Source organism: Kocuria varians, from assembly GCF_006539885.1.
Taxonomy (GTDB): Bacteria; Actinomycetota; Actinomycetes; order Actinomycetales; family Micrococcaceae; genus Kocuria; species Kocuria varians.
In genome coordinates this window covers 63033-81531 of the sequence record NZ_BJNW01000009.1, presented here as the reverse complement: position 1 = coordinate 81531, position 18499 = coordinate 63033, and the positions used below count along the sequence as shown (strand labels likewise).

The following is an 18499-nucleotide window of genomic DNA, read 5'->3' as shown; positions in this document are numbered from 1 at the left end:
AGGCACGGCACACGACGAACGCCGCGCCCCACCGATGTGGTGGGAGCGCGGCGTTCGCCGTCTCCGAGACGTCCGGTGCCCGCTGCTCAGGCGGCGGGACCCGCCGAGGGGCCCACGTTCTCGTCGCGGTTCCAGATGCCCTGGATCCAGGACTCGACGTCCTCCGGGCGGCGGGGGAGCGCGGCGGAGAGGTTCTCGTTGCCCTGCTCGGTGATGAGCACGTCGTCCTCGATGCGCACGCCGATCCCGCGGTACTCCTCCGGGATCGCGAGGTCCTCGTTCTTGAAGTAGAGCCCCGGCTCGATCGTGAAGACCATGCCGGGCTCGATCACGGCGTCCAGGTAGAGCTCGCGCTTGGCCTGCGCGCAGTCGTGGACGTCCAGGCCCAGGTGGTGGCTCGTGCCGTGGGGCATCCAGCGGCGGTGGTGCTGACCGGCCTCGGAGAGGGAGACCTCCGGGGTCACGGGCAGCAGGCCCCACTCGGCCAGGCGGGCGGCCAGCACCTCCATGGCGGCGGCGTGGACGTCCCGGAAGCGGTTGCCGGGCACGGCGACCTCGAAGGCGGCGTCCGCGGCGTCGAGCACGGCCTGGTAGATCCGGCGCTGCACGTCCGTGTAGCGCCCGTCCACGGGCAGGGTGCGCGTGATGTCCGCGGTGTAGAGGGACTCGGCCTCCACGCCGGCGTCCACGAGGATCAGCTCGCCCGGGGTGACGGAGCCGTTGTTGCGGATCCAGTGCAGGACGGTCGCGTTGTTGCCCGCGGCGGCGATCGTGTCGTAGCCGAGGTCGTTGCCCTCGAGACGTGCCCGGGAGAAGAATGCGCCCTCGACGACGCGCTCCCCGCGTTCCCCGCCGATGGCGCGCGGGAGCACGGAGACAATGTCCTCGAAGCCGCGGATGGTCGCGGCCACGGCCTTGCGCAGCTCGCCCACCTCGTAGCGGTCCTTGACGAGCCGCAGCTCGCTCAGGGCCTCCGCCAGGGTGGCGTCCTTGGCGTCCGCCTGCTCCAGATCCACTCCGGTGTTGATGCGGGAGGTGTCCACGAGCGCGTCCATGTTCAGGTCTACGTCACGCACCAGGCGGATGCTCAGCCCGCCCAGGGCGGCGTTGCCGGCGTCCTTGGTCACGGCCGTCTCCAGCCCGGAGAGGTCTTCCGTGGGCAGTGCGAACTCGTCGCGCAGCTGTTCGAGCGTGGGGCGCGGGCCCACCCAGAACTCGCCGTTCTTGGCGTCCGCGTAGAACTCGGAGGAGTCCCGGCCGGCCATCGGGTGGAAGTACAGGGTGGCCACGTGGCCCGAGCGGTCGTCGCCGGAACCCTCGTCCGTGGGCTCCATGACCAGCACGGCCTCGGGCTCGTGGTCCACGCCCATGCCCGTGAGGTGGGCGAACGCGGAGTGCGGCCGGAAGCGGTAGTCGGTGTCGTTCGCACGCACCTTGGGGGCACCGGCCGGGATCACGAGACGCTCGCCCGGGAACAGGCGCGAGAGCCGGGCACGGCGCGCGGCGGCGAACTCGGCGACCTCGGAGCGCGGTGTGCTCGTGTGCTCCGGGGCCGCCCAGCCGGAGGCCATGAACTCGCGGAACTGCTCGTTGTCGGGGCGCTGCGACCGGTTGTCCACGCGCTCCTCCATGGGCTGCGCGGCGTCCTCGCTCGCGTGGCCGGAGCCGGTGCTGTGTTCTGGGCCCTGGGTCATGGGGGCGCTCATCTCCTTCGTGGCGCGGATCCTCGCGCCCGTGGCGGTGTCTGTCCCGTCCATGGTGCCACGGGGGTCAACCGCCCGGCGTGTGGGAGCCCGCGGGTATCGTGGCCCGGGTGAAGATCGATCTGCACACCCACTCCATCGCCTCGGACGGCACCCAGACCCCGGGGGACGTCGCCCGCTCCGCCCACGAGGCCGGGGTGGACGTCTTCGCGCTCACGGACCACGACACCACCGCCGGCTGGCGCGAGGCCGGGGACACGGCCGTGGCGCTCGGGGTCGCGTTCGTGCCCGGCATGGAGATCACCTGCACCACGCGGGACGGCATCTCCGTGCACATGCTCAGCTACCTCCACGACCCCCGCTACCAGCCGCTCGTGGACCGGATCGAGGAGGGCCGCCGCCACCGCCTGACGCGTGCGCGGCGCATGGTGGAGCTGCTCTCCGAGGACTACCCGATCACGTGGCAGGACGTGCAGGACCAGGTGGGCCCCGGCGCCACGGTGGGACGTCCACACATCGCGGACGCCCTGGTGGCCCTGGACGCGGTGCCGGACCGCTCCGCCGCGTTCGCCGGTCTGCTCTCCGGGCGCTCGCGGTACTACGTGCGGCACCAGGCCCTGGACCCGGTCGAGGCCATCAAGCTCGTGCGCGCGGCCGGCGGCGTGCCGGTGTGCGCGCACCCCATGGCACCACTGCGCGGGCGCGTGGCGAGCCCCGCGGACTTCGAGGAGATGATCGACGCCGGCCTGGCCGGTCTGGAGGTCGCCCACCGGGACAACCCGGACGAGTCCCGCGCGATCCTGATGCGCCTCGCCGCGGAGCACGACCTGCTGGTCACCGGCTCCAGCGACTACCACGGCGCCGGCAAGCCCAACCGGCTCGGGGAGAACTCCACGTCCGTGCGCTCGCTGACCCGGATCTGCGAGCAGGCCACTTCCGGCGTGGAGGTGCGCTGGCCGTAGTCCCCGGTCAGCAGGCCTGGGCAGCAGACGCGCCCGCGGCGACGCGGGCTACGACCGCTCAGGACGACGACGCCGCGGCGGGACTGTCTGGCAGTCGCGAACCGAGCCGCGGTGCAAGCGGGCGGCAGGGCGACGTCGTCCCCGGTCAGCGCCGGTTCACGGCGCCCTGTAGACCGGCGTGTCCGGCAGCCGCCGGTGCATCACGTCCACGGCCTCCGGGTTGCGGTCCACGCACACGAAGCGGCGGCCCAGCTCCGCACTGACCGCCCCGGTGGTCCCGGAGCCGGCGAAGAAGTCGAGCACCCAGTCCCCGGGCCGCGAGGACGCCGTGACGATCCGCCGCAGCACTCCGGCGGGCTTCTGGGTGGGGTAGCCGGTCTTCTCCTTGCCCGTGGGCGAGACGATCGTGTGCCACCACACGTCCGTGGGCAGCTTGCCGCGGGCGGCCTTGGCCGGGCCCACGAGCCCGGGTGCCATGTACGGCTCGCGGTCCACCGCGGTGGAGTCGAAGTGGTAGGCCGAGGGGTCCTTGACGTAGACGAGGATCGTGTCGTGCTTGGCGGGCCACCGCTTGAGCGAGCGTGCCCCGAAGTCGTAGGCCCACACGATCTCGTTGAGGAAGCATGCCCGGCCGAAGATGGCATCCAGCAGGATCTTGACGTAGTGCACCTCGCGGTAGTCCAGGTGCACGTAGAGGGTGCCGTCCTGGGCGAGCAGGCGGTGGGCGTGCAGCAGCCGCGGTTCCAGGAACCCCAGGTAGTCCGCGAAGGAGTCCCCGTAGGAGCGCAGGGTCCCCAGCACGGTCTCGTACGAGCGTCCGGCGAAGCCCACGCGGTCCCCCTCGCCGTTCGCGGCGTGGACCGCGCGGGTGGTGCGTCGTACCTGGTCCCTGCCCGTGTTGAACGGGGGATCCAGGTAGATCAGGGTGAAGCTCTCGTCCGGCAGCGTCTCCAGGACGGTGAGGTTCTCACCCGCCACGATGGCGCTGGCGCCCTCCGGGTCGAACGCGAAGGGCGCCCGCGCCGTCATCCGCCTCAGTCCTGGGCGGGGGAGTGCTGCTGCTGTCCGCCCTGCGCGGCCTTCGACGCGCCGGAGGGGCGGCGCCGACGACGACGCCGCTTCGCGCCCGTTCCCGAGGTCTCGACCGACTTCTCGCGGGGGGCCTGCTGGTCCGTGCGCTCCGAGCGGGCGCCGTCCGAGGCGTTCTCGCCCGCGGAACGGGACCCGCCGCGGTCCTCGGAACGTCCCTCGGAGCGGCCGGAGCGGTCGCGGCCCGAGCGGGACCCACCGGAGCCGCGTCGTGAGTCCGAGCCGCCGCGCGAACCGCCGGAGGAGCGCTTGTCCCCGCGCGCGGGGCGGGCGTCGCCGAGGTCCTCGAGCTCCTCGCCCGCGAGACCCTCAAGCGTGCGCTGCGCCTTGGGCAGCTTGCCCTTGGCCGTGCGGGGGATGTCCAGGTCCGTGTAGAGGTGCTCTGAGGACGAGTAGGTCTCCACGGGCTCGGGGATGCCGAGGTCCAGGGCCTTGTCGATCAGGCGCCAGCGGGGAACGTCGTCCCAGTCCACGAACGTGATGGCGGTGCCCTTGTTGCCCGCGCGGCCCGTGCGCCCGGTGCGGTGCAGGTAGGTCTTCTCGTCCTCGGGGCACTGGAAGTTGATCACGTGGGTGACGTCCTCGACGTCGATGCCGCGCGCGGCGACGTCCGTGGCGACCAGGACGTCCACCTTGGAGTTGCGGAACGCACGCAGGGCCTGCTCGCGCGCGCCCTGGCCGAGGTCGCCGTGCAGGGGAGCGGCGGCGAACCCGCGGTGGATCAGCTCGTCCGCGAGCTTCGCGGCGGCGCGCTTGGTGCGCGTGAAGATGATGCTGCGCCCGCGACCCTCGGCCTGCAGGATCCGCGCCACGACCTCGTCCTTGTCGAGGTGGTGCGCACGGTAGATGACCTGGCGGATGTCCTTCTTGGTGCTGCCCTCGTCCGGGGCGGCCGCACGGATGTGCATGGGGTGGGTCATGTAGCGCCGGGCCATGGCGACCACGGGGCCGGGCATGGTGGCGGAGAACAGCATGGTCTGGCGCACCTCGGGAACGGCGGCCAGCAGCTTCTCCACGTCCGGGAGGAAGCCCAGGTCCAGCATCTCGTCCGCCTCGTCCAGCACCACGATCCGCACGTTGCTCAGGTCCAGGTAGTGCTGGCGGTTGAGGTCGATCAGGCGCCCGGGGGTGCCCACCACGACCTCCACGCCCTTCTCCAGCTCGGCGATCTGCGTCTCGTAGGGGCGGCCGCCGTAGATGGTGGCCACGCGGGCGTTGCGGGTCTTCGCCGCGATGGCGAGGTCGCTGCCCACCTGCACGGCGAGCTCACGCGTGGGCACCACGATCAGGGCCTGCGGGGCGCCCGGCTTCTTCAGCTGCTCCCACCCGGGGTCGTCGCGGCCCACGGCGCGCTGCAGCGCCGGGATGCCGAAGCCCAGCGTCTTGCCGGTGCCGGTCTTGGCCTGGCCGATGATGTCCTGCCCGGACAGGGCGATGGGCAGCGTCATGGCCTGGATGGGGAACGGGGAGGTGATGCCGTGGGCGGCCAGCGCGTCCACGATGTCCTGGCGGACGCCGTAGTCCGCGAACGAGGCTTCGGCCACCGGCTCGGCGGTCTCGACGGCCTGTTCGCCGCTCTCGTCGACCTCGGGGGCCTCGTCCTGGGATGTTGCGGTGATGTCGGTCACGAAGATCCTTCACGGGTAGGCGCGGGGCGCGAGCCACGGTGCCGCTGGCCGGGGCCGTCCGGTGCGGACGGGCGGCGCGGACCGGGGGCCGCCGCGCGGGGAGAGGAAGCCGATCGCGAAACGCACCCCGTCCGGGTGCTCAGCGAAGGGCCTGGGCCCTCCGGGCGGGATCCTCGGAACGGGTGAAGTGTGAACGTGACGGTCTCATGGGACGACCGGTCATCCTGGTAGACCGTCCCAGTGTACCCGCTGGGACGCACGACGCCCCCGGTCCGTGGACCGGGGGCGTGGCTCATGGGTTTCGCCACCGCGCGAAGGCAGTGGTCCCACCGCGGATCAGGCGAGGGGCAGCGGCGTGAAGCCCACCTTGCGCCTGGTCTCCTGGGCGGTCTCCACGTAGCCGATGCTCGCGGCGGGTACCACCGTGGTGCTGCCCTTGGCGTCCTGCAGCACGAGCGGGGTGCCGGCGTTGAGGGCCTCGGTGACCTTGGCCTGCACCTCGTCCGCGCCGAGCTCGGAGTTGATCACGAGCTCGCGGGCCACGTTCTGAATCCCGATCTTGATTTCCATGGGTGTCCTCCTGCGACGGTGCCGGGACGCCGTGGGCGCGAAGCATTGGGACTGCTGCGCCGCGGCCGGTCCCCGACGGTGGTTCCGGGTGTGCACCGGACGCGCGGACCCGCGCGGGGCGGGGAGGTGCGCGTCAGGCGTGGTCGTTGCCGCCCAGTCTAGGAGCAGCCCCCGCGTGGTCCCCCTCGAGGGTCTTGATTCCGCCCCAGGCTAAACGGAACACGCGCCGCTGCACTTCTTCCCGGGAGCCGGCGTCCGGGTGGTCCATCCAGTACACGGCGGAGGACTGCACCATGTGGACGAGCCCGCGGGAGAGCAGGGTGGCCTGCAGGGGCGGCACGCCCGTGTGCGGGCCGAGCAGGGCGGCGACGGCGTCCGCGACCCGTTCGTAGAACTCGTCCAGCTGGTCCGCGACCTCCGGGAAGGACATCAGGTCCGCGGAGAACACGAGCCGGTGCGCCTCGGGGCGCGTGCACACGAAGCCGAAGTGCGTGTCGATCACGTTGCGCACCCGCTGCTCGTTCGTGTCCGCGGTGGACAGCGACTCCTCGAGCCGTTCGGAGAGCTCCTGCAGCGTGAACTCCACGAGGGCGAGGAACAGTTCCCGCTTGCCGGGGAAGTGCTGGTAGAGCACGGGCTTGGAGACGCCCGCGGCGGTCGCGATCTCGTCCATGGACGTGGCGTGGTAGCCGCCCTCGGAGAACACCCGCAGCGCGGTGCTCAGCAGCTGCTCGCGCCGCTGGTCGCGGCTCATGCGGCTCATGCGGCGCGTGCGGGGGTGCTCGGGGCGCTCGTGCGCCTCGCCGGGATCGGTCGCGTTCAAGGGGTCCTCCTCTGGGACGGGCGGGACGCCCGTGCTGGAATCATCCGGCGGCGCGCGGCCGCGGGGTATCTGAGGGGGATCGTTCAGCGGGGGGTTCCTGTGCGTCCGTGGCGGTCTGCGGGGAGCCGACCTCCAGGCCGTACAGCGCTTGCAATCCGGTGATGTACTCGTCCGCGCGGCCCTCCGCGGCGAGCTGCCGGGCCCGCACGGTGGGGGTGTGCAGCAACGAACGGACCATGCGCCGCATGGCCATCTCGATCTGCTCCTCCGCCCCGGTGCAGCCGTGGTGGGTGCGGACCTTCTCGAGCTCGGCGTCGAGCACGGCCATGGTGTGCTTGCGCAGCGCGACGATCGCCTCGTCCATGCCGCGCGCGCTGCGCTCCGTCTCGAAGCGCCGGGCGGCCTGGTCCACGATCTCGCGCGCGGCGCTCACGGACTCCAGCGTCTCCTCCGGCGCGGCCACGCGCACGGACTCGAGCGTGATCAGCTCCACGTCCGGCAGGTCCGCGACGGCGGGGTCGAAGTCACGGGCGAGGGCGAGGTCCACCACGGTGCGCGGCCCCACGGGGAACGCGGCCGCGGGCATGGGCGCGGAGCCCCCGGAGCAGCCGATGACGACGTCGGCGCGGCGCAGGGCCGCGGGCAGCCCCGCCTCCGCGACGGGGGAACCGCCGCGCTGGTCTGTGAACTGCTGGGCCCGGCCGGAGCCGGAGTAGACCTCGATGTCCGCGCAGCCGCGGTCACGCAGGGCTGCCATGGTGGCACCCGCGTACGCGCCGGTGCCGAAGACGAGGGCGTGACGCTCGGGCCAGCGGCCCGGGGTGATGTCGTCCGCGAGGTCCAGGGCCACCGAGACGATGGAGCGCCCGCGCTCACCCAGCGTCGTGCGCGTGCCCACCTCGCGGGCGGTGCGCGCGGCGGCCTCGAAGAGCTGCACGAGGTGCGAGGAGGCGGTGCCGGACTGGCGGGCCTGGTTCAGGGCGCGGCGCACCTGGCCGGTGATCTCGCGCTCGCCCACCACGGCGGACTCCAGCCCGGAGACCACGGTGAAGAGGTGGCGGGGGACGCCCTCGCCCTCGTAGGCATCCATGGTCTCGAGCACGAAGCGCTCGTCCAGCCCGGACTGCTGGGCGATCCGGTCCAGGACGGCCTGCTGCGCGCGGTGCACGTCCCGGACGTCCTCGCCCGGGACCTCCCCGTAGAACTCGAGGCGGTTGCAGGTGGACAGCGTGATGGCTCCCGTGAGGGCACCGCCGGCGACGGCGTCCTCGGCCACACCGAGGGCGCCGGTGCTCAACCGGGCTACCGTGTTGAGGTCAACGGATCGGTGCGATGCGACAAGACAGAAGAGAACCACAATCCAGCCATCCTAGACGAAGTCGGTCCGCCGCGCCCAGCACAGCCAGCGGGCCCGCAGCGGAGGGGCGAGACCGGAACGGACAGGTTGTCGCCAAAAATTCCCGCCCTCCTTTGGCACAATGAGAGTCACTATGGCTTCCCAGAACGAGCGCGCCGCCGAGTCCCGCGAACCCCTCACCGACGAGACCCCCGCCGCACCCGGCCCGGCCGAATCGGGGGACGCCGGGGCCGACTGGGCACGACGCCTCTCCGCGGTGCCCCAGGGGCACCCGCTGCACGGCGCGGTCCGGGACTCCGCTCTGATCCGCACCCTGGGCGGACTGCCCGCCGAGCACGCCCCCGTGTGGTTCATGCGCCAGGCCGGGCGCTCGCTGCCCGAGTACCGCGAGGCGCGCGCGGGCACGGGGATGCTGGAGGCGTGCCTGACCCCGGTGCTCGCGGCGGAGATCACGCTGCAGCCCGTGCGACGCCACGGCGTGGACGCCGCCATCTTCTTCTCGGACATCGTGGTGCCCATGAAGCTGGCTTCCGTGGCCGTGGACATCGTGGCGGGCCGGGGCCCGGTGCTGGAGCACCCCGTGCGCACGGCCGCTGACGTCGCCGCCCTGCCGGAACTGCCGGACGCCGCGCTGGACCCGATCCGTGAGGCCGTGGCCCGCACGGTGGCCGAGCTCGGTGGCACCCCCCTGATCGGCTTCGCGGGTGCGCCCTTCACCATTGCGGCCTACGCCGTGGAGGGCGGCCCGTCCCGCGACCACCTGCGCCCGCGCACGATGATGCACGCGGACCCCGCCGCGTGGGATGCGCTGGCCCAGTGGGCCGCCCGGACCTCCGGCGCGTTCCTGCGCGCCCAGGTGGAGGCCGGCGCGAGCGCCGTGCAGCTCTTCGACTCCTGGGCCGGTTCCCTCTCCCTGGCGGACTACGAGCAGCACGTGCAGCGCCACTCCGCGGACGCGCTCGCCGCCGTGGCGGACCTGGGCGTGCCCCGCATCCACTTCGGCACCGGCACGGGTGAGCTGCTGGGCGCCATGCGGGACGCCGGTGCGGACGCCGTGGGCGTGGACTACCGCATCCCGCTGGACGTGGCCGCGCGCCGGCTCGGTGGGCGTACCGTGGTGCAGGGCAACATCGACCCCGCCCTGCTGGACGCCCCGCGAGACGTGCTGCACGAGCACACCCGTGACGTCCTGCGCCGGGGCCGCGCGGCCCCGGGGCACGTGGTCAACCTGGGCCACGGCGTCCCCCCGGGAACGGTCCCGGACGTGCTGAGCGAACTCGTGACCTTCATCCACAAGGAGACCCGGTGACAACTACCTCCGGTGAGAAGCGGCGCACCCCCAGGCGCCCCCGGACCGCACTCGTGGTGGGCGGCGGCGTCGCGGGGCTCACGGCCGCCCGCGACCTCGCCGCGGCCGGTCTGCGGGTGACCCTGGTGGAGGCCTCGGACCACTTCGGCGGTGCCGTGGGCGCGCACCAGGTCGCGGGACTCGTGCTGGACTCCGGCGCGGAGTCCTTCGCCACGCGCTCCACCGCGGTGCCGGAGCTGCTGGACGAGCTCGGGCTCTCAGACCGTGTGGTCACCCCGGATCCCGCGGGCTCCTGGCTGTACCTGCCCGAGGGCGCGATCCCTGCGCCGCGCTCCGGCGTGCTGGGGATCCCCGCGGACCCCTCGGACCCGGAGCTGCGCGTGCCCCTCGGCCGCGCCGGTCTGGCCCGGGCCCGGATGGACCGCGTGCTGCCCGCCGCCGTGGGTGCGGGGGAGCGCACCGTGGGCGGGCTCGTGCGCGCCCGCATGGGGCAGCGGGTCGTGGACCGGCTCGTCTCCCCGTTCGTCTCCGGCGTCTACTCCACGCACCCGGACCGCCTCGACGTCGACGCCGTGGCGCCGGGTCTGCGCAGCAAGCTGCGCGAGTACGGCAGCCTGGGGGCGGCCGCCGGTGCGCTGCGCCAGGCCACCCCCGCGGGCTCGAACGTCGCCGGGCTCGACGGCGGCATGAACCTGCTCAGCGAGCGTCTCGTGCACGACGCCGAGCGGCTGGGTGTGAAGCTCGTGAGCCGCTACGACGTGATCGCCCTGGACCGCGACCCGCGCCGCCCGGGGTGGATGGTGATCCAGCGCCAGCCCACGGACGGGGACAAGACCGCCGTGGCACGCGGCGAGCTGCTCGTGATGGCGTCGGACGGGCCCACCGCCGTGCGCCTGATGGGCAGCCACATGCAGGACGCCCAGAACTACACGCCGCGCTCGGGCCCGCGCGTGGCCCTGGCCACCCTCGTGGTGGACTGCCCCGCGCTGGACCCCGCCCCGCGGGGCACCGGGCTGCTCGTGAGCGACGACGTCCGCGACGTGCGCGCGAAGGCCCTGACCCACGCGAGCGCCAAGTGGAAGTGGGTGGCCCGTGAGGCCGGCGAGCACCGCCACGTGCTGCGGCTGTCCTACGGCCGGGCCACCGCACGCGGCACCGGCTCCTCGCCGGAGGTCGCCCTGGAGGACAAGCACCTGATCGCCCTGGCGCTCGCGGACGCGAGCACGCTGCTGGGGGTGGGCATCGAGCCGGAGCAGCTCGTGGGCGCGGACGTCGTGCGCTGGCACGCCGCCCTGCCGCGCACGGACGTCGGGCACAGGGCCCGGGTGACCGGGTTCCGCCGGGCGCTGAAGGAGATCCCGGACGCCGTCGCCGTGGGCGCGTGGCTGTCCGGGACGGGGCTGGCCGCCGTCGTCGCGGATACGCGCCGGCAGGTTCGCGAGCTGCTGAGGCACCACGGGTACGACGCCGCACCGCAGGGCGCCGCGCGCACGACCCCGCAGTAGTCTCGCGCGGTGGCCGGGCGGCGTCGTCCGCGGGTGGGGAACCCGTACCGGGGCACCGCCGCGGCACCCGGGTGGGAAGAGAACACGACGAGAGGAACTGTGACGATGAGTGAGCACGCAACCAAGAACCACGAGCAGGCCGGGGCGTCCCAGGGCGGCGGGGACACGCTCTACTGGGCGCAGTACACCGTGCTCGAGCGCACCGGTCAGCGCCCGCAGGACGCCGACACCACCGCGAACAGGGAGAGTTTCGACGCCCTCGTGGCGCGCCTGGCCGAGCGGGACGTGACCGTGCGCGGCGTGTACGACGTATCCGGGATGCGCGAGAGCGCGGACCTGATGCTCTGGCTCATCGGCAAGGAGCCGGGCGCGCTGCAGGCCGCGGTGCGCGAGCTGCGCCGCGAGCCCCTCGTGGCCGGGACCCGCCAGTCCTGGAACGCCATGGGCGTGCACCGCGAGGCGGAGTTCACCTCCAACCACTCGCCGGCGTTCGCGCGCGGCGCGGCGCCCAAGGACTGGGTGTGTGTCTACCCGTTCGTGCGCTCCTACGACTGGTACTACATGAACCCGCAGCGCCGCGGGGAGATGCTCAAGAACCACGGCATGAAGGCCCGCGAGTACCCGCAGGTGCTCGCCAACACCATCGCCTCCTTCGGGCTCAACGACTACGAGTGGCTGCTGGCCCTCGAGGCCCCCGAGCTCGTGGACCTCGTGGATATCATGCGCCACTTCCGCAACACCGAGGCCCGGCTGCACGTGCGCGAGGAGACACCGTTCTACACGGGCCGGAGGATCGGCACGGAAGAGATCGGGGAGGTCCTGGCCTGAGATGACCGAGACGACGAACGAGCAGAGAGAAGAGACCGTGACCACCGAGGCCGTCCACGACGAGACCAACGCGCTGAGCGCGGCGCGCGCGGAGCAGCCGCGGGACTTCCATGCGCTGATCCTCTCGTCCTTCGGCGGCCCCGAGGGCCAGGAGGACGTGATCCCGTTCCTGCGCAACGTCACGGCGGGGCGCGGGATCCCGGACGAGCGGCTCGAGGAGGTGGCCACTCACTACCGTGCCAACGGCGGCGTCAGCCCCATCAACGCGCAGAACCGCGCCCTGCGGGACGCCCTGGAGGCTGAGCTGTCCCGGCGCGGCATCGAGCTGCCCGTGCTGCTCGCCAACCGCAACTGGGACCCGTACGTGGCGGACGTGCTGCGCGAGTGCCACGAGCGCGGCTACACGGATCTGCTGGTGATGGCCACGAGCGCCTACTCCGGGTACTCGAGCTGCCGGCAGTACCGCGAGGACTACGGCGTGGGTCTCGAGGAGACCGGTCTCCAGGACGTCATGCACGTGGAGAAGATCCGGCAGTACTACGACTCCGAGGGCTTCCTGCGCCCCTACGCCCGCAAGCTCCGCGAGTCCCTGGAGGCCCTGCGCGAGCGCACGGACGGGGGCGCGCTGCGGGTGCTGTTCACCACGCACTCCGTGCCCATGACGGACGCGAACGCGGCCGGACCGGAGCGCATGGACTTCGAGGGCGACTCCGCCTACGTGGCCCAGCACCTCGCGGCCGCGCGCTGGATCGTGGAGCAGGTCGGGGAGCCGATGCGGGACGTCGAGTGGGAGCTCGTCTACCAGTCCCGCTCCGGGCCCCCGAGCGTGCCATGGCTCGAACCGGACATCTGCGACGTGATCGAGACCCTGCCCGAGCAGGGCGTGACCGGCGTGGCCGTGGTCCCGCTGGGCTTCGTCTCCGACCACATGGAGGTGCTGTGGGACCTCGACACCGAGGCCCGTGACGCCGCGGCACAGGCGCACCTGGAGTTCGAGCGGATCCCCACCGCGGGCACCGACCCGGACTTCGTGAGCGCGCTCGTGGACCTCGTGGAGCAGCGGCTGGGCACGCCCAGCGCCCCGCCGCGGGTTTCCGTGTGCTCGCAGGGCACGTGGTTCGACGCGTGCGCGCCGGACTGCTGCGTCAAGGTGCTGCGCGGACAGGCCGAGCCCAAGCCCACCATTGCCCAGCGCCCCGTGGGCGAGCCGATCCCCGTGGGTCTGGACCAGGACAACGGGGTGGTCTACCGGTGAGTCCCGACCCCTTCACCGTGGGCACCCGTGGCTCCCAGCTGGCGATGACCCAGTCCCGCTGGGCCGCGGAGGCCGTGAGCCGCGCGGGCGGTGCTCCGTACGAGCTCGTCACGGTGCGCACCGAGGGGGACGTCCTCACCGGGCCGCTCTCCCAGCTGGGCGGCACGGGCGTCTTCGCCACGGCCCTGCGCGCCCGGGTGCTCGACGGTGACGTGGACCTCGCGGTGCACTCTCTCAAGGACCTACCCACGGCGTCCGTCGAGGGCTTGGAGATCGCGGCGCTGCCCGCGCGCGAGGATCCCCGGGACGCCCTGTGCGCCCGGGACGGCCTCACGCTGGACGAGCTGCCCGCCGGCGCCCGGGTGGGCACCGGCTCACCGCGGCGCGTGGCCCAGCTGCGCGCGCTGCGCCCGGACCTCACTATCGTGGACATCCGCGGCAACGTGGGCACGCGCCTCAACCGCGTGGCGCCCGCGGACCCGGGGGACCTGGACGCGGTCGTGCTGGCCGCGTCCGGGCTGCTCCGGCTCGGGCTCGAGGGCCGGATCACCCAGTACCTCGATCCGCACCTGATGCTTCCCGCGCCCGGTCAGGGTGCGCTCGCGCTGGAGGTCCGCGCGAATCTGGATCCGGACTCCGCGCTCGCGCACGGGCTCACCGCGGTGGACGACCTGCCCACGCGGCTCGCGGTCACCGCCGAGCGCACCGTCCTGGCCACACTGGAGGCAGGGTGCGCGGCGCCGGTGGGCACGTACGCCCGCGCGGTGGACGGCACGCTGGAGCTGGACGTGGTGGTCGCGAACCCGGACGGCTCCGAGGTCATGCGCCGCAGCGTCTCGGTGGCGGACGCGGGCCTCGACGATGCCGTGGCCCTCGGTCGTGACGTGGCCGAGGACCTGCTCGCCCACGACGCCGGCCGCCTGGCCGGGTTGGGGCTGTGAGTCCCACGCGCGTGCTGATTACCCGGGATCCCGCGGCGGCGGAAGAGCTCGCCGCGCTGCTGCGCGAGCGCGGTCTGCAGCCGTGCGCCTCTCCCATGCTGGAGGCGCAGCTGCCGGCGGACCCTGCTGCGCTGCGGCGGCTGCTGCTGCGTGAGGCGGCGGCACCCGAGCGGCCCACCTGGCTGTGCGTGACCTCCGCGACCACCGTGAGGGCCTTCGACGCCGTCAGCGACGGCGCGGACTGGGGCGCGGAGCTGGCCACCGCGCGGCGCGGCGGACTGCTGCGCGTCGCGGCGGTGGGCGGGGCGACCGCCCGGGCGCTGCGGCAGCGTGGCGTGGACGTGGACCTGCTCCCCTCCGGCGCGTCGAGCGCGGAAGGAATGCTCGCGGCCTGGCCCTCGGAGGACACCGGCACCGACGCCGCCGCTCCGCGCGCCCTCGTGCCCGTCTCAGCCCTCGGCTCCGGGACGCTCGAGGACGGGCTGCGCCGCAAGGGCTACGACGTGCGGCGCGTGACCGCCTACGAGATGGTGCCCGTGCCCGCGCAGCGGCCCGTGCGACGTCGTGATCCCGCGGCGCAGACGGCGGTGCCCGGACCGGACGTTCCGGAACTGGACCCCGAAACCGCCCGGGCCGCCTGCGCCCGTGGCGAGGTGGCGGCGGTGGTGGTCACGGCGCCGTCGCGCGCTGCCGCCCTGCTCGAGAATGCCGCGCCCCGGGCCGACGTCGCGTGGATCGCCATCGGCGAGCCCACCGCCCGCGCCCTGCGGCAGCGCGGCGCGAGCCCGGTGACCGCCACGCACCCCACCTCCGAGGCGCTCGCGGCGGCCGTGACCACCGCGCTCGCCCGGCACTGACCACCCGTCCGCCGCGCCAGCGCACGGCGGAGGGGCACGACACAACCGACGATCGGCTCCGGCCGGATCAGGAGAACGAGAAGATGAACGACGACCACGTTGCGTACGACCTGGTGTCCCGCCCGCGCAGGCTGCGCACCACGCCGGCCATGCGCCGGTTCAGCGCGGAGACCCGCGTGGCACCGGCGGAACTGATCCTGCCCGTGTTCGTGAAGGAGGGCCTGAGCGAGCCCCAGCCCCTGGCCTCCATGCCGGGCGTGGTGCAGCACAGCATGGACTCCCTCCGTCGCGCGGCCGCGGAGGCCGTGGAGCTCGGGCTGGGCGGCTTCATGCTCTTTGGCGTCCCGGAGACCCGAGACGCGGTGGGTTCCGCCGCCCTGGATCCCGAGGGCATCCTCAACCGCGGCATCCGCGCGGTGCGCGAGGAGGTCGGGGACGACATCGTGGTGATGTCCGACCTGTGCCTGGACGAGTTCACCGACCACGGCCACTGCGGCGTGCTGGACGAGCAGGGGCGCGTGGACAACGACCGCACCCTGGAGATCTACGGCCGCATGGGCGTGGCGCAGGCGGAGGCCGGCGCGCACATGGTGGCGCCCTCCGGGATGATGGACGGCCAGGTGGGCGTGATCCGCGCCGCGCTCGACGCCGCCGGTCACGAGGACATCTCGGTCCTCGCCTACAGCGCCAAGTACTCCTCCGCGTTCTACGGCCCGTTCCGCGAGGCCGTGGACTCCACGCTCACGGGTGACCGCAAGGCCTACCAGATGGACCCCTCGAACCGCCGTGAGGCCCTGCTGGAGATGCAGCTGGACCTGGACGAGGGCGCGGACATGGTCATGGTCAAGCCGGCCATGAGCTACCTGGACATCCTGCGCGAGGTCGCGGATGCCTCCCCGGTGCCGGTCTCCGCCTACCAGATCTCCGGCGAGTACGCGATGATCGAGGCCGCCGCCGCCAACGGCTGGATCAACCGCGACGCCGCCATCCGCGAGTCGGTGCTGTCCATCAAGCGTGCCGGTGCCAACTCGATCCTGACCTACTACGCCACGGAGCTCGCGCGGTGGTTCCGCGACGAGAACGGCCGGTAACCACACGGGCGCCGCGCGGGCCACACCCGCTGCACGGAGCCACCGGGACGCGGTCCCGGCGAAAGGAATGATGTGATCTCATGAGTGTTTCCCAGGAACTGTTCGACCGCGCGCGGCGCGTGATGCCCGGCGGTGTGAACTCGCCGGTGCGCGCGTTCAACTCGGTGGGCGGCACGCCGCCGTTCATCGCCGCGGCCAAGGGGCCCTACCTCACGGACGTGGACGGCCGCGAGTACGTGGACCTCGTGTGCTCGTGGGGTCCGGCGCTGCTCGGGCACGCGCACCCCGTGGTGACCGAGGCCGTGCACGAGGCCGTGGAGCGCGGGCTCGGCTTCGGCGCCACGACCCGCGGTGAGACCGAGCTCGCGGAGCTCGTGGTGGACCGCGTGGCACCGCTCGAGGAGATCCGCATGGTCTCCACGGGCACCGAGGCCACGATGACGGCGCTGCGCCTGGCCCGCGGGTACACCGGCCGGGACCTCGTGGTGAAGTTCGCCGGCTGCTACCACGGCCACGTGGACTCCCTGCTCTCCGAGGCGGGTTCGGGTGTGGCGACGCTCGCACTGCCGGGCTCCGCCGGTGTCACGGCCGCCACGGCCGCGCAGACGCTCGTGGTGCCCTACAACGACGTCGCCGCCCTCGAGGCCGTGTTCGCCGAGCACCCCGGGGAGATCGCCGCGGTGATCACCGAGGCCGCGCCGTGCAACATGGGCGTGGTCACCCCGGAGGCCGAGTTCAACGCGCAGATCCGCCGCATCACCGAGGACAACGGCGCGCTGATGATCCTCGACGAGGTCCTCACCGGCTTCCGCGTGCACGAGGCGGGGTACTGGGGTCTCAGCAACTCCCGCGGGGAGAGCTGGGCGCCTGACCTGTTCACCTTCGGCAAGGTGATCGGCGGCGGGCTGCCCACCGCGGCGCTCGGCGGCCGCCGCGAGATCATGGAGCACCTGGCTCCCACCGGACCCGTCTACCAGGCGGGCACGCTGTCCGGGAACCCGGTGGCGATGGCCGCCGGACTCGCCACGCTCAAGCTCGCGGACGACGTCGCCTACCGGACCATCGACCGCCGTTCCGAGCAGCTGCGCGCCGGTCTGCGCGAGGCGCTGGACGCCGCCGGCGTGGACTACTCGATCCAGGAGGCGGGCAACCTCTTCTCGGTCGCGTTCGGCACCTCCGCGCACGGTGTGCACGACTACGCGGACGCGAAGGCGCAGGAGAGCTTCCGCTACACGCCGTTCTTCCACGCGATGCTGGACGCCGGGGTCTACCTGCCGCCCTCGGTCTTCGAGGCCTGGTTCCTCTCCGCGGCGCACGACGACTCCGCGATGGACCGGATCCTCTCGGCCCTGCCTGCGGCGGCGCAGGCCGCGGCGGCTGCGGAGCGGCCGCAGGACTGAGGTCCGGGGGAGCGGGCGGTTCCCGTTCCGCGACCTGAGCCGACGACGACGGCGCGGCGCCCCTTCGCGGGGGTGCCGCGCCGTCGTCGTGCCCGGGGGTGGCCGGGTCCGGACCGGGGTGTGGCCGGTGTGTGCGGGCCGTGCGGACCGGGCTCTCGCGTGTGCCGTTCGTCCCTTGCCGAGCGGAACGCCGCACGGGGCCGTGTCCCCGTGCGGCGTGCTCAGGGACGCGGGTGCACCGGCCACGTGCCGTCCACGACGGCCCCGGGATCCTTGCGACGGAAGTACTCCTGGAGGGAGGCCGCCTGCTCCGCGGCCCACCCGATCTGCAGCTCGTGCAGCCGCGCGGCGGGCTGGCGCAGCTCCACGAACCGCTCGCCCAGCGCGGTGGCGAGACGCTCCGTGGCCAGGGCGTCCGCTGCGGAGGTGTGTGCGGCGTCCAGGACCACGCCGTACTCCTCGCACAGGGCGCCCAGTGTGCGCTTGCCGCGACGGTAGCGGTGCACCTGCTTGTTGAGGACGAACGGGTCCAGCACGAGCTTGGGTGCGGGAACGGGCAGGCCGTGGCGCTCGCACTCGCGCGTCAGCACGGTGAGGTCGTAGGCGGCGTTGAAGGCGAGGACCGGCAGGCCCTCGCGCCAGAACCCGGCGAGGACCTCTCCCAGTTCGGCCGTGACCTCGGCGGCGGGGCGGCCCTCCGCGCGGGCGCGCTCCGTGCTCACCCCGTGCACCGCGGCGGCCTCCTCGGGGATCTCGATGCCGGGATCCGCCAGCCACTCCCACTCGCGCAGGACGTCCCCGTCCGCCGTGACGAGCACGACGGAGGCCGTGACGATCCGCGCCTGCTGGGGGTCGCGGCCGGTGGTCTCGAGGTCGAAGCACGCGCGGGGCCCCTCGGTCCAGGAGGCCTCGGGGTCCACGGTCGGGTGGGTGTGGAGAGCGGGTGTGTCCTGCTCGGCAGGGTGGCGAACGTCCGCTTCAGGGGTGCCCTTGCCCTGGACGCCCGTGTCCTGGACGCTCGCGTCCGTCTTTGCGGGGTTCTGGGTCCCGCGCTGCGCGCCGGTCTCCGGGGCGTCGAACAGGGCGGGCTGCTCGGGAACCGGGGGAGCGGCGTCGTCGTCCGGGGCCCGCGGCGGAGCGGGGGCGTCGAAGAGCGCCTGCTGGTCGGGGTCGTCGGGGAG

The 18499-nt window shown here is 73.3% G+C and carries 16 protein-coding genes; 9 read left to right on the top strand and 7 right to left on the bottom strand.

Annotation, left to right across the window (positions count from 1 at the left end):
* Window positions 1–86: 86 nt before the first annotated feature.
* Complete coding sequence (locus KVA01_RS06430; protein ID WP_068468750.1) at window positions 87–1694, bottom strand: aminopeptidase P family protein; 1608 nt, start codon at window positions 1692–1694, stop codon at window positions 87–89.
* Between the two features lie 119 nt (window positions 1695–1813).
* Between KVA01_RS06430 and KVA01_RS06425 the strand changes: the two genes are divergently transcribed.
* The gene (locus tag KVA01_RS06425) at window positions 1814–2665 is read left to right on the top strand and encodes a PHP domain-containing protein (protein WP_141269402.1); all 852 of its coding nucleotides are present in this window, start codon (window positions 1814–1816) and stop codon (window positions 2663–2665) included.
* Between the two features lie 156 nt (window positions 2666–2821).
* Here the strand turns inward: KVA01_RS06425 and KVA01_RS06420 are convergent, their stop codons facing one another.
* From KVA01_RS06420 to KVA01_RS06400, 5 genes are all read right to left on the bottom strand, one after another.
* On the bottom strand, window positions 2822–3694 hold the full coding sequence (locus KVA01_RS06420) for a DNA-methyltransferase (RefSeq protein ID WP_068468748.1): 873 nt from the start codon (window positions 3692–3694) through the stop codon (window positions 2822–2824).
* Window positions 3695–3699: 5 nt separating this feature from the next.
* On the bottom strand, window positions 3700–5382 hold the full coding sequence (locus KVA01_RS06415) for a DEAD/DEAH box helicase (RefSeq protein ID WP_068468745.1): 1683 nt from the start codon (window positions 5380–5382) through the stop codon (window positions 3700–3702).
* Window positions 5383–5718: 336 nt separating this feature from the next.
* Entirely contained in the window at window positions 5719–5952 is a 234-nt protein-coding gene (locus tag KVA01_RS06410) for a DUF3107 domain-containing protein (protein WP_068468743.1), read from the bottom strand.
* A gap of 133 nt (window positions 5953–6085) precedes the next feature.
* Entirely contained in the window at window positions 6086–6775 is a 690-nt protein-coding gene (locus KVA01_RS06405) for a TetR/AcrR family transcriptional regulator (RefSeq protein ID WP_231860611.1), read from the bottom strand.
* Between the two features lie 40 nt (window positions 6776–6815).
* Entirely contained in the window at window positions 6816–8132 is a 1317-nt protein-coding gene (locus KVA01_RS06400) for a glutamyl-tRNA reductase (RefSeq protein WP_068468741.1), read from the bottom strand.
* Window positions 8133–8265: 133 nt separating this feature from the next.
* Here KVA01_RS06400 and hemE point away from each other — a divergent pair, with 133 nt between their 5' ends.
* The 8 genes from hemE (at window position 8266) to hemL (ending at window position 17318) form a co-directional block, all read left to right on the top strand.
* The gene (hemE, locus tag KVA01_RS06395; RefSeq protein ID WP_068468740.1) at window positions 8266–9441 is read left to right on the top strand and encodes a uroporphyrinogen decarboxylase; all 1176 of its coding nucleotides are present in this window, start codon (window positions 8266–8268) and stop codon (window positions 9439–9441) included.
* The gene (hemG, locus tag KVA01_RS06390) at window positions 9438–10946 is read left to right on the top strand and encodes a protoporphyrinogen oxidase (RefSeq protein WP_068468738.1); all 1509 of its coding nucleotides are present in this window, start codon (window positions 9438–9440) and stop codon (window positions 10944–10946) included. Before hemE ends, hemG begins: the two co-directional genes overlap by 4 nt.
* Before the next feature lie 105 nt (window positions 10947–11051).
* Window positions 11052–11774: a hydrogen peroxide-dependent heme synthase gene (hemQ, locus tag KVA01_RS06385; RefSeq protein WP_068468736.1), complete on the top strand. Its 723-nt coding sequence runs from the start codon at window positions 11052–11054 to the stop codon at window positions 11772–11774.
* A 1-nt stretch (window position 11775) separates the two neighbouring features.
* On the top strand, window positions 11776–13029 hold the full coding sequence (locus tag KVA01_RS06380) for a ferrochelatase (protein WP_068468733.1): 1254 nt from the start codon (window positions 11776–11778) through the stop codon (window positions 13027–13029).
* A complete protein-coding gene (gene hemC / locus KVA01_RS06375; RefSeq protein ID WP_141269400.1) occupies window positions 13026–13970 on the top strand; it encodes a hydroxymethylbilane synthase in 945 nt (314 codons plus the stop codon). Before KVA01_RS06380 ends, hemC begins: the two co-directional genes overlap by 4 nt.
* An 11-nt stretch (window positions 13971–13981) precedes the next feature.
* Window positions 13982–14827 carry a uroporphyrinogen-III synthase gene (locus KVA01_RS06370; RefSeq protein WP_231860610.1) on the top strand — a complete coding sequence of 282 codons (846 nt, stop codon included), beginning with the start codon at window positions 13982–13984 and terminating at the stop codon, window positions 14825–14827.
* A gap of 83 nt (window positions 14828–14910) precedes the next feature.
* Window positions 14911–15918 carry a porphobilinogen synthase gene (gene hemB / locus KVA01_RS06365; RefSeq protein WP_068468728.1) on the top strand — a complete coding sequence of 336 codons (1008 nt, stop codon included), beginning with the start codon at window positions 14911–14913 and terminating at the stop codon, window positions 15916–15918.
* A gap of 80 nt (window positions 15919–15998) precedes the next feature.
* Window positions 15999–17318, top strand: a complete 1320-nt coding sequence (gene hemL, locus KVA01_RS06360) for a glutamate-1-semialdehyde 2,1-aminomutase (RefSeq protein WP_068468726.1) — start codon at window positions 15999–16001, stop codon at window positions 17316–17318.
* 221 nt (window positions 17319–17539) lie between these two features.
* Here the strand turns inward: hemL and KVA01_RS06355 are convergent, their stop codons facing one another.
* Window positions 17540–18238 carry a 3'-5' exonuclease gene (locus tag KVA01_RS06355; protein WP_068468816.1) on the bottom strand — a complete coding sequence of 233 codons (699 nt, stop codon included), beginning with the start codon at window positions 18236–18238 and terminating at the stop codon, window positions 17540–17542.
* Window positions 18239–18499: the final 261 nt, after the last annotated feature.

Coding starts and splice junctions, on each gene's coding strand:
- hemE (WP_068468740.1), top strand. CDS start 8,266: ATGGCTTCCCAGAACGAGCGCGCCGCCGAGTCCCGCGAACCCCTCACC.
- KVA01_RS06430 (WP_068468750.1), bottom strand. CDS start 1,694: ATGACCCAGGGCCCAGAACACAGCACCGGCTCCGGCCACGCGAGCGAG.
- hemL (WP_068468726.1), top strand. CDS start 15,999: ATGAGTGTTTCCCAGGAACTGTTCGACCGCGCGCGGCGCGTGATGCCC.
- KVA01_RS06420 (WP_068468748.1), bottom strand. CDS start 3,694: ATGACGGCGCGGGCGCCCTTCGCGTTCGACCCGGAGGGCGCCAGCGCC.
- hemQ (WP_068468736.1), top strand. CDS start 11,052: ATGAGTGAGCACGCAACCAAGAACCACGAGCAGGCCGGGGCGTCCCAG.
- hemB (WP_068468728.1), top strand. CDS start 14,911: ATGAACGACGACCACGTTGCGTACGACCTGGTGTCCCGCCCGCGCAGG.
- KVA01_RS06410 (WP_068468743.1), bottom strand. CDS start 5,952: ATGGAAATCAAGATCGGGATTCAGAACGTGGCCCGCGAGCTCGTGATC.
- KVA01_RS06380 (WP_068468733.1), top strand. CDS start 11,776: ATGACCGAGACGACGAACGAGCAGAGAGAAGAGACCGTGACCACCGAG.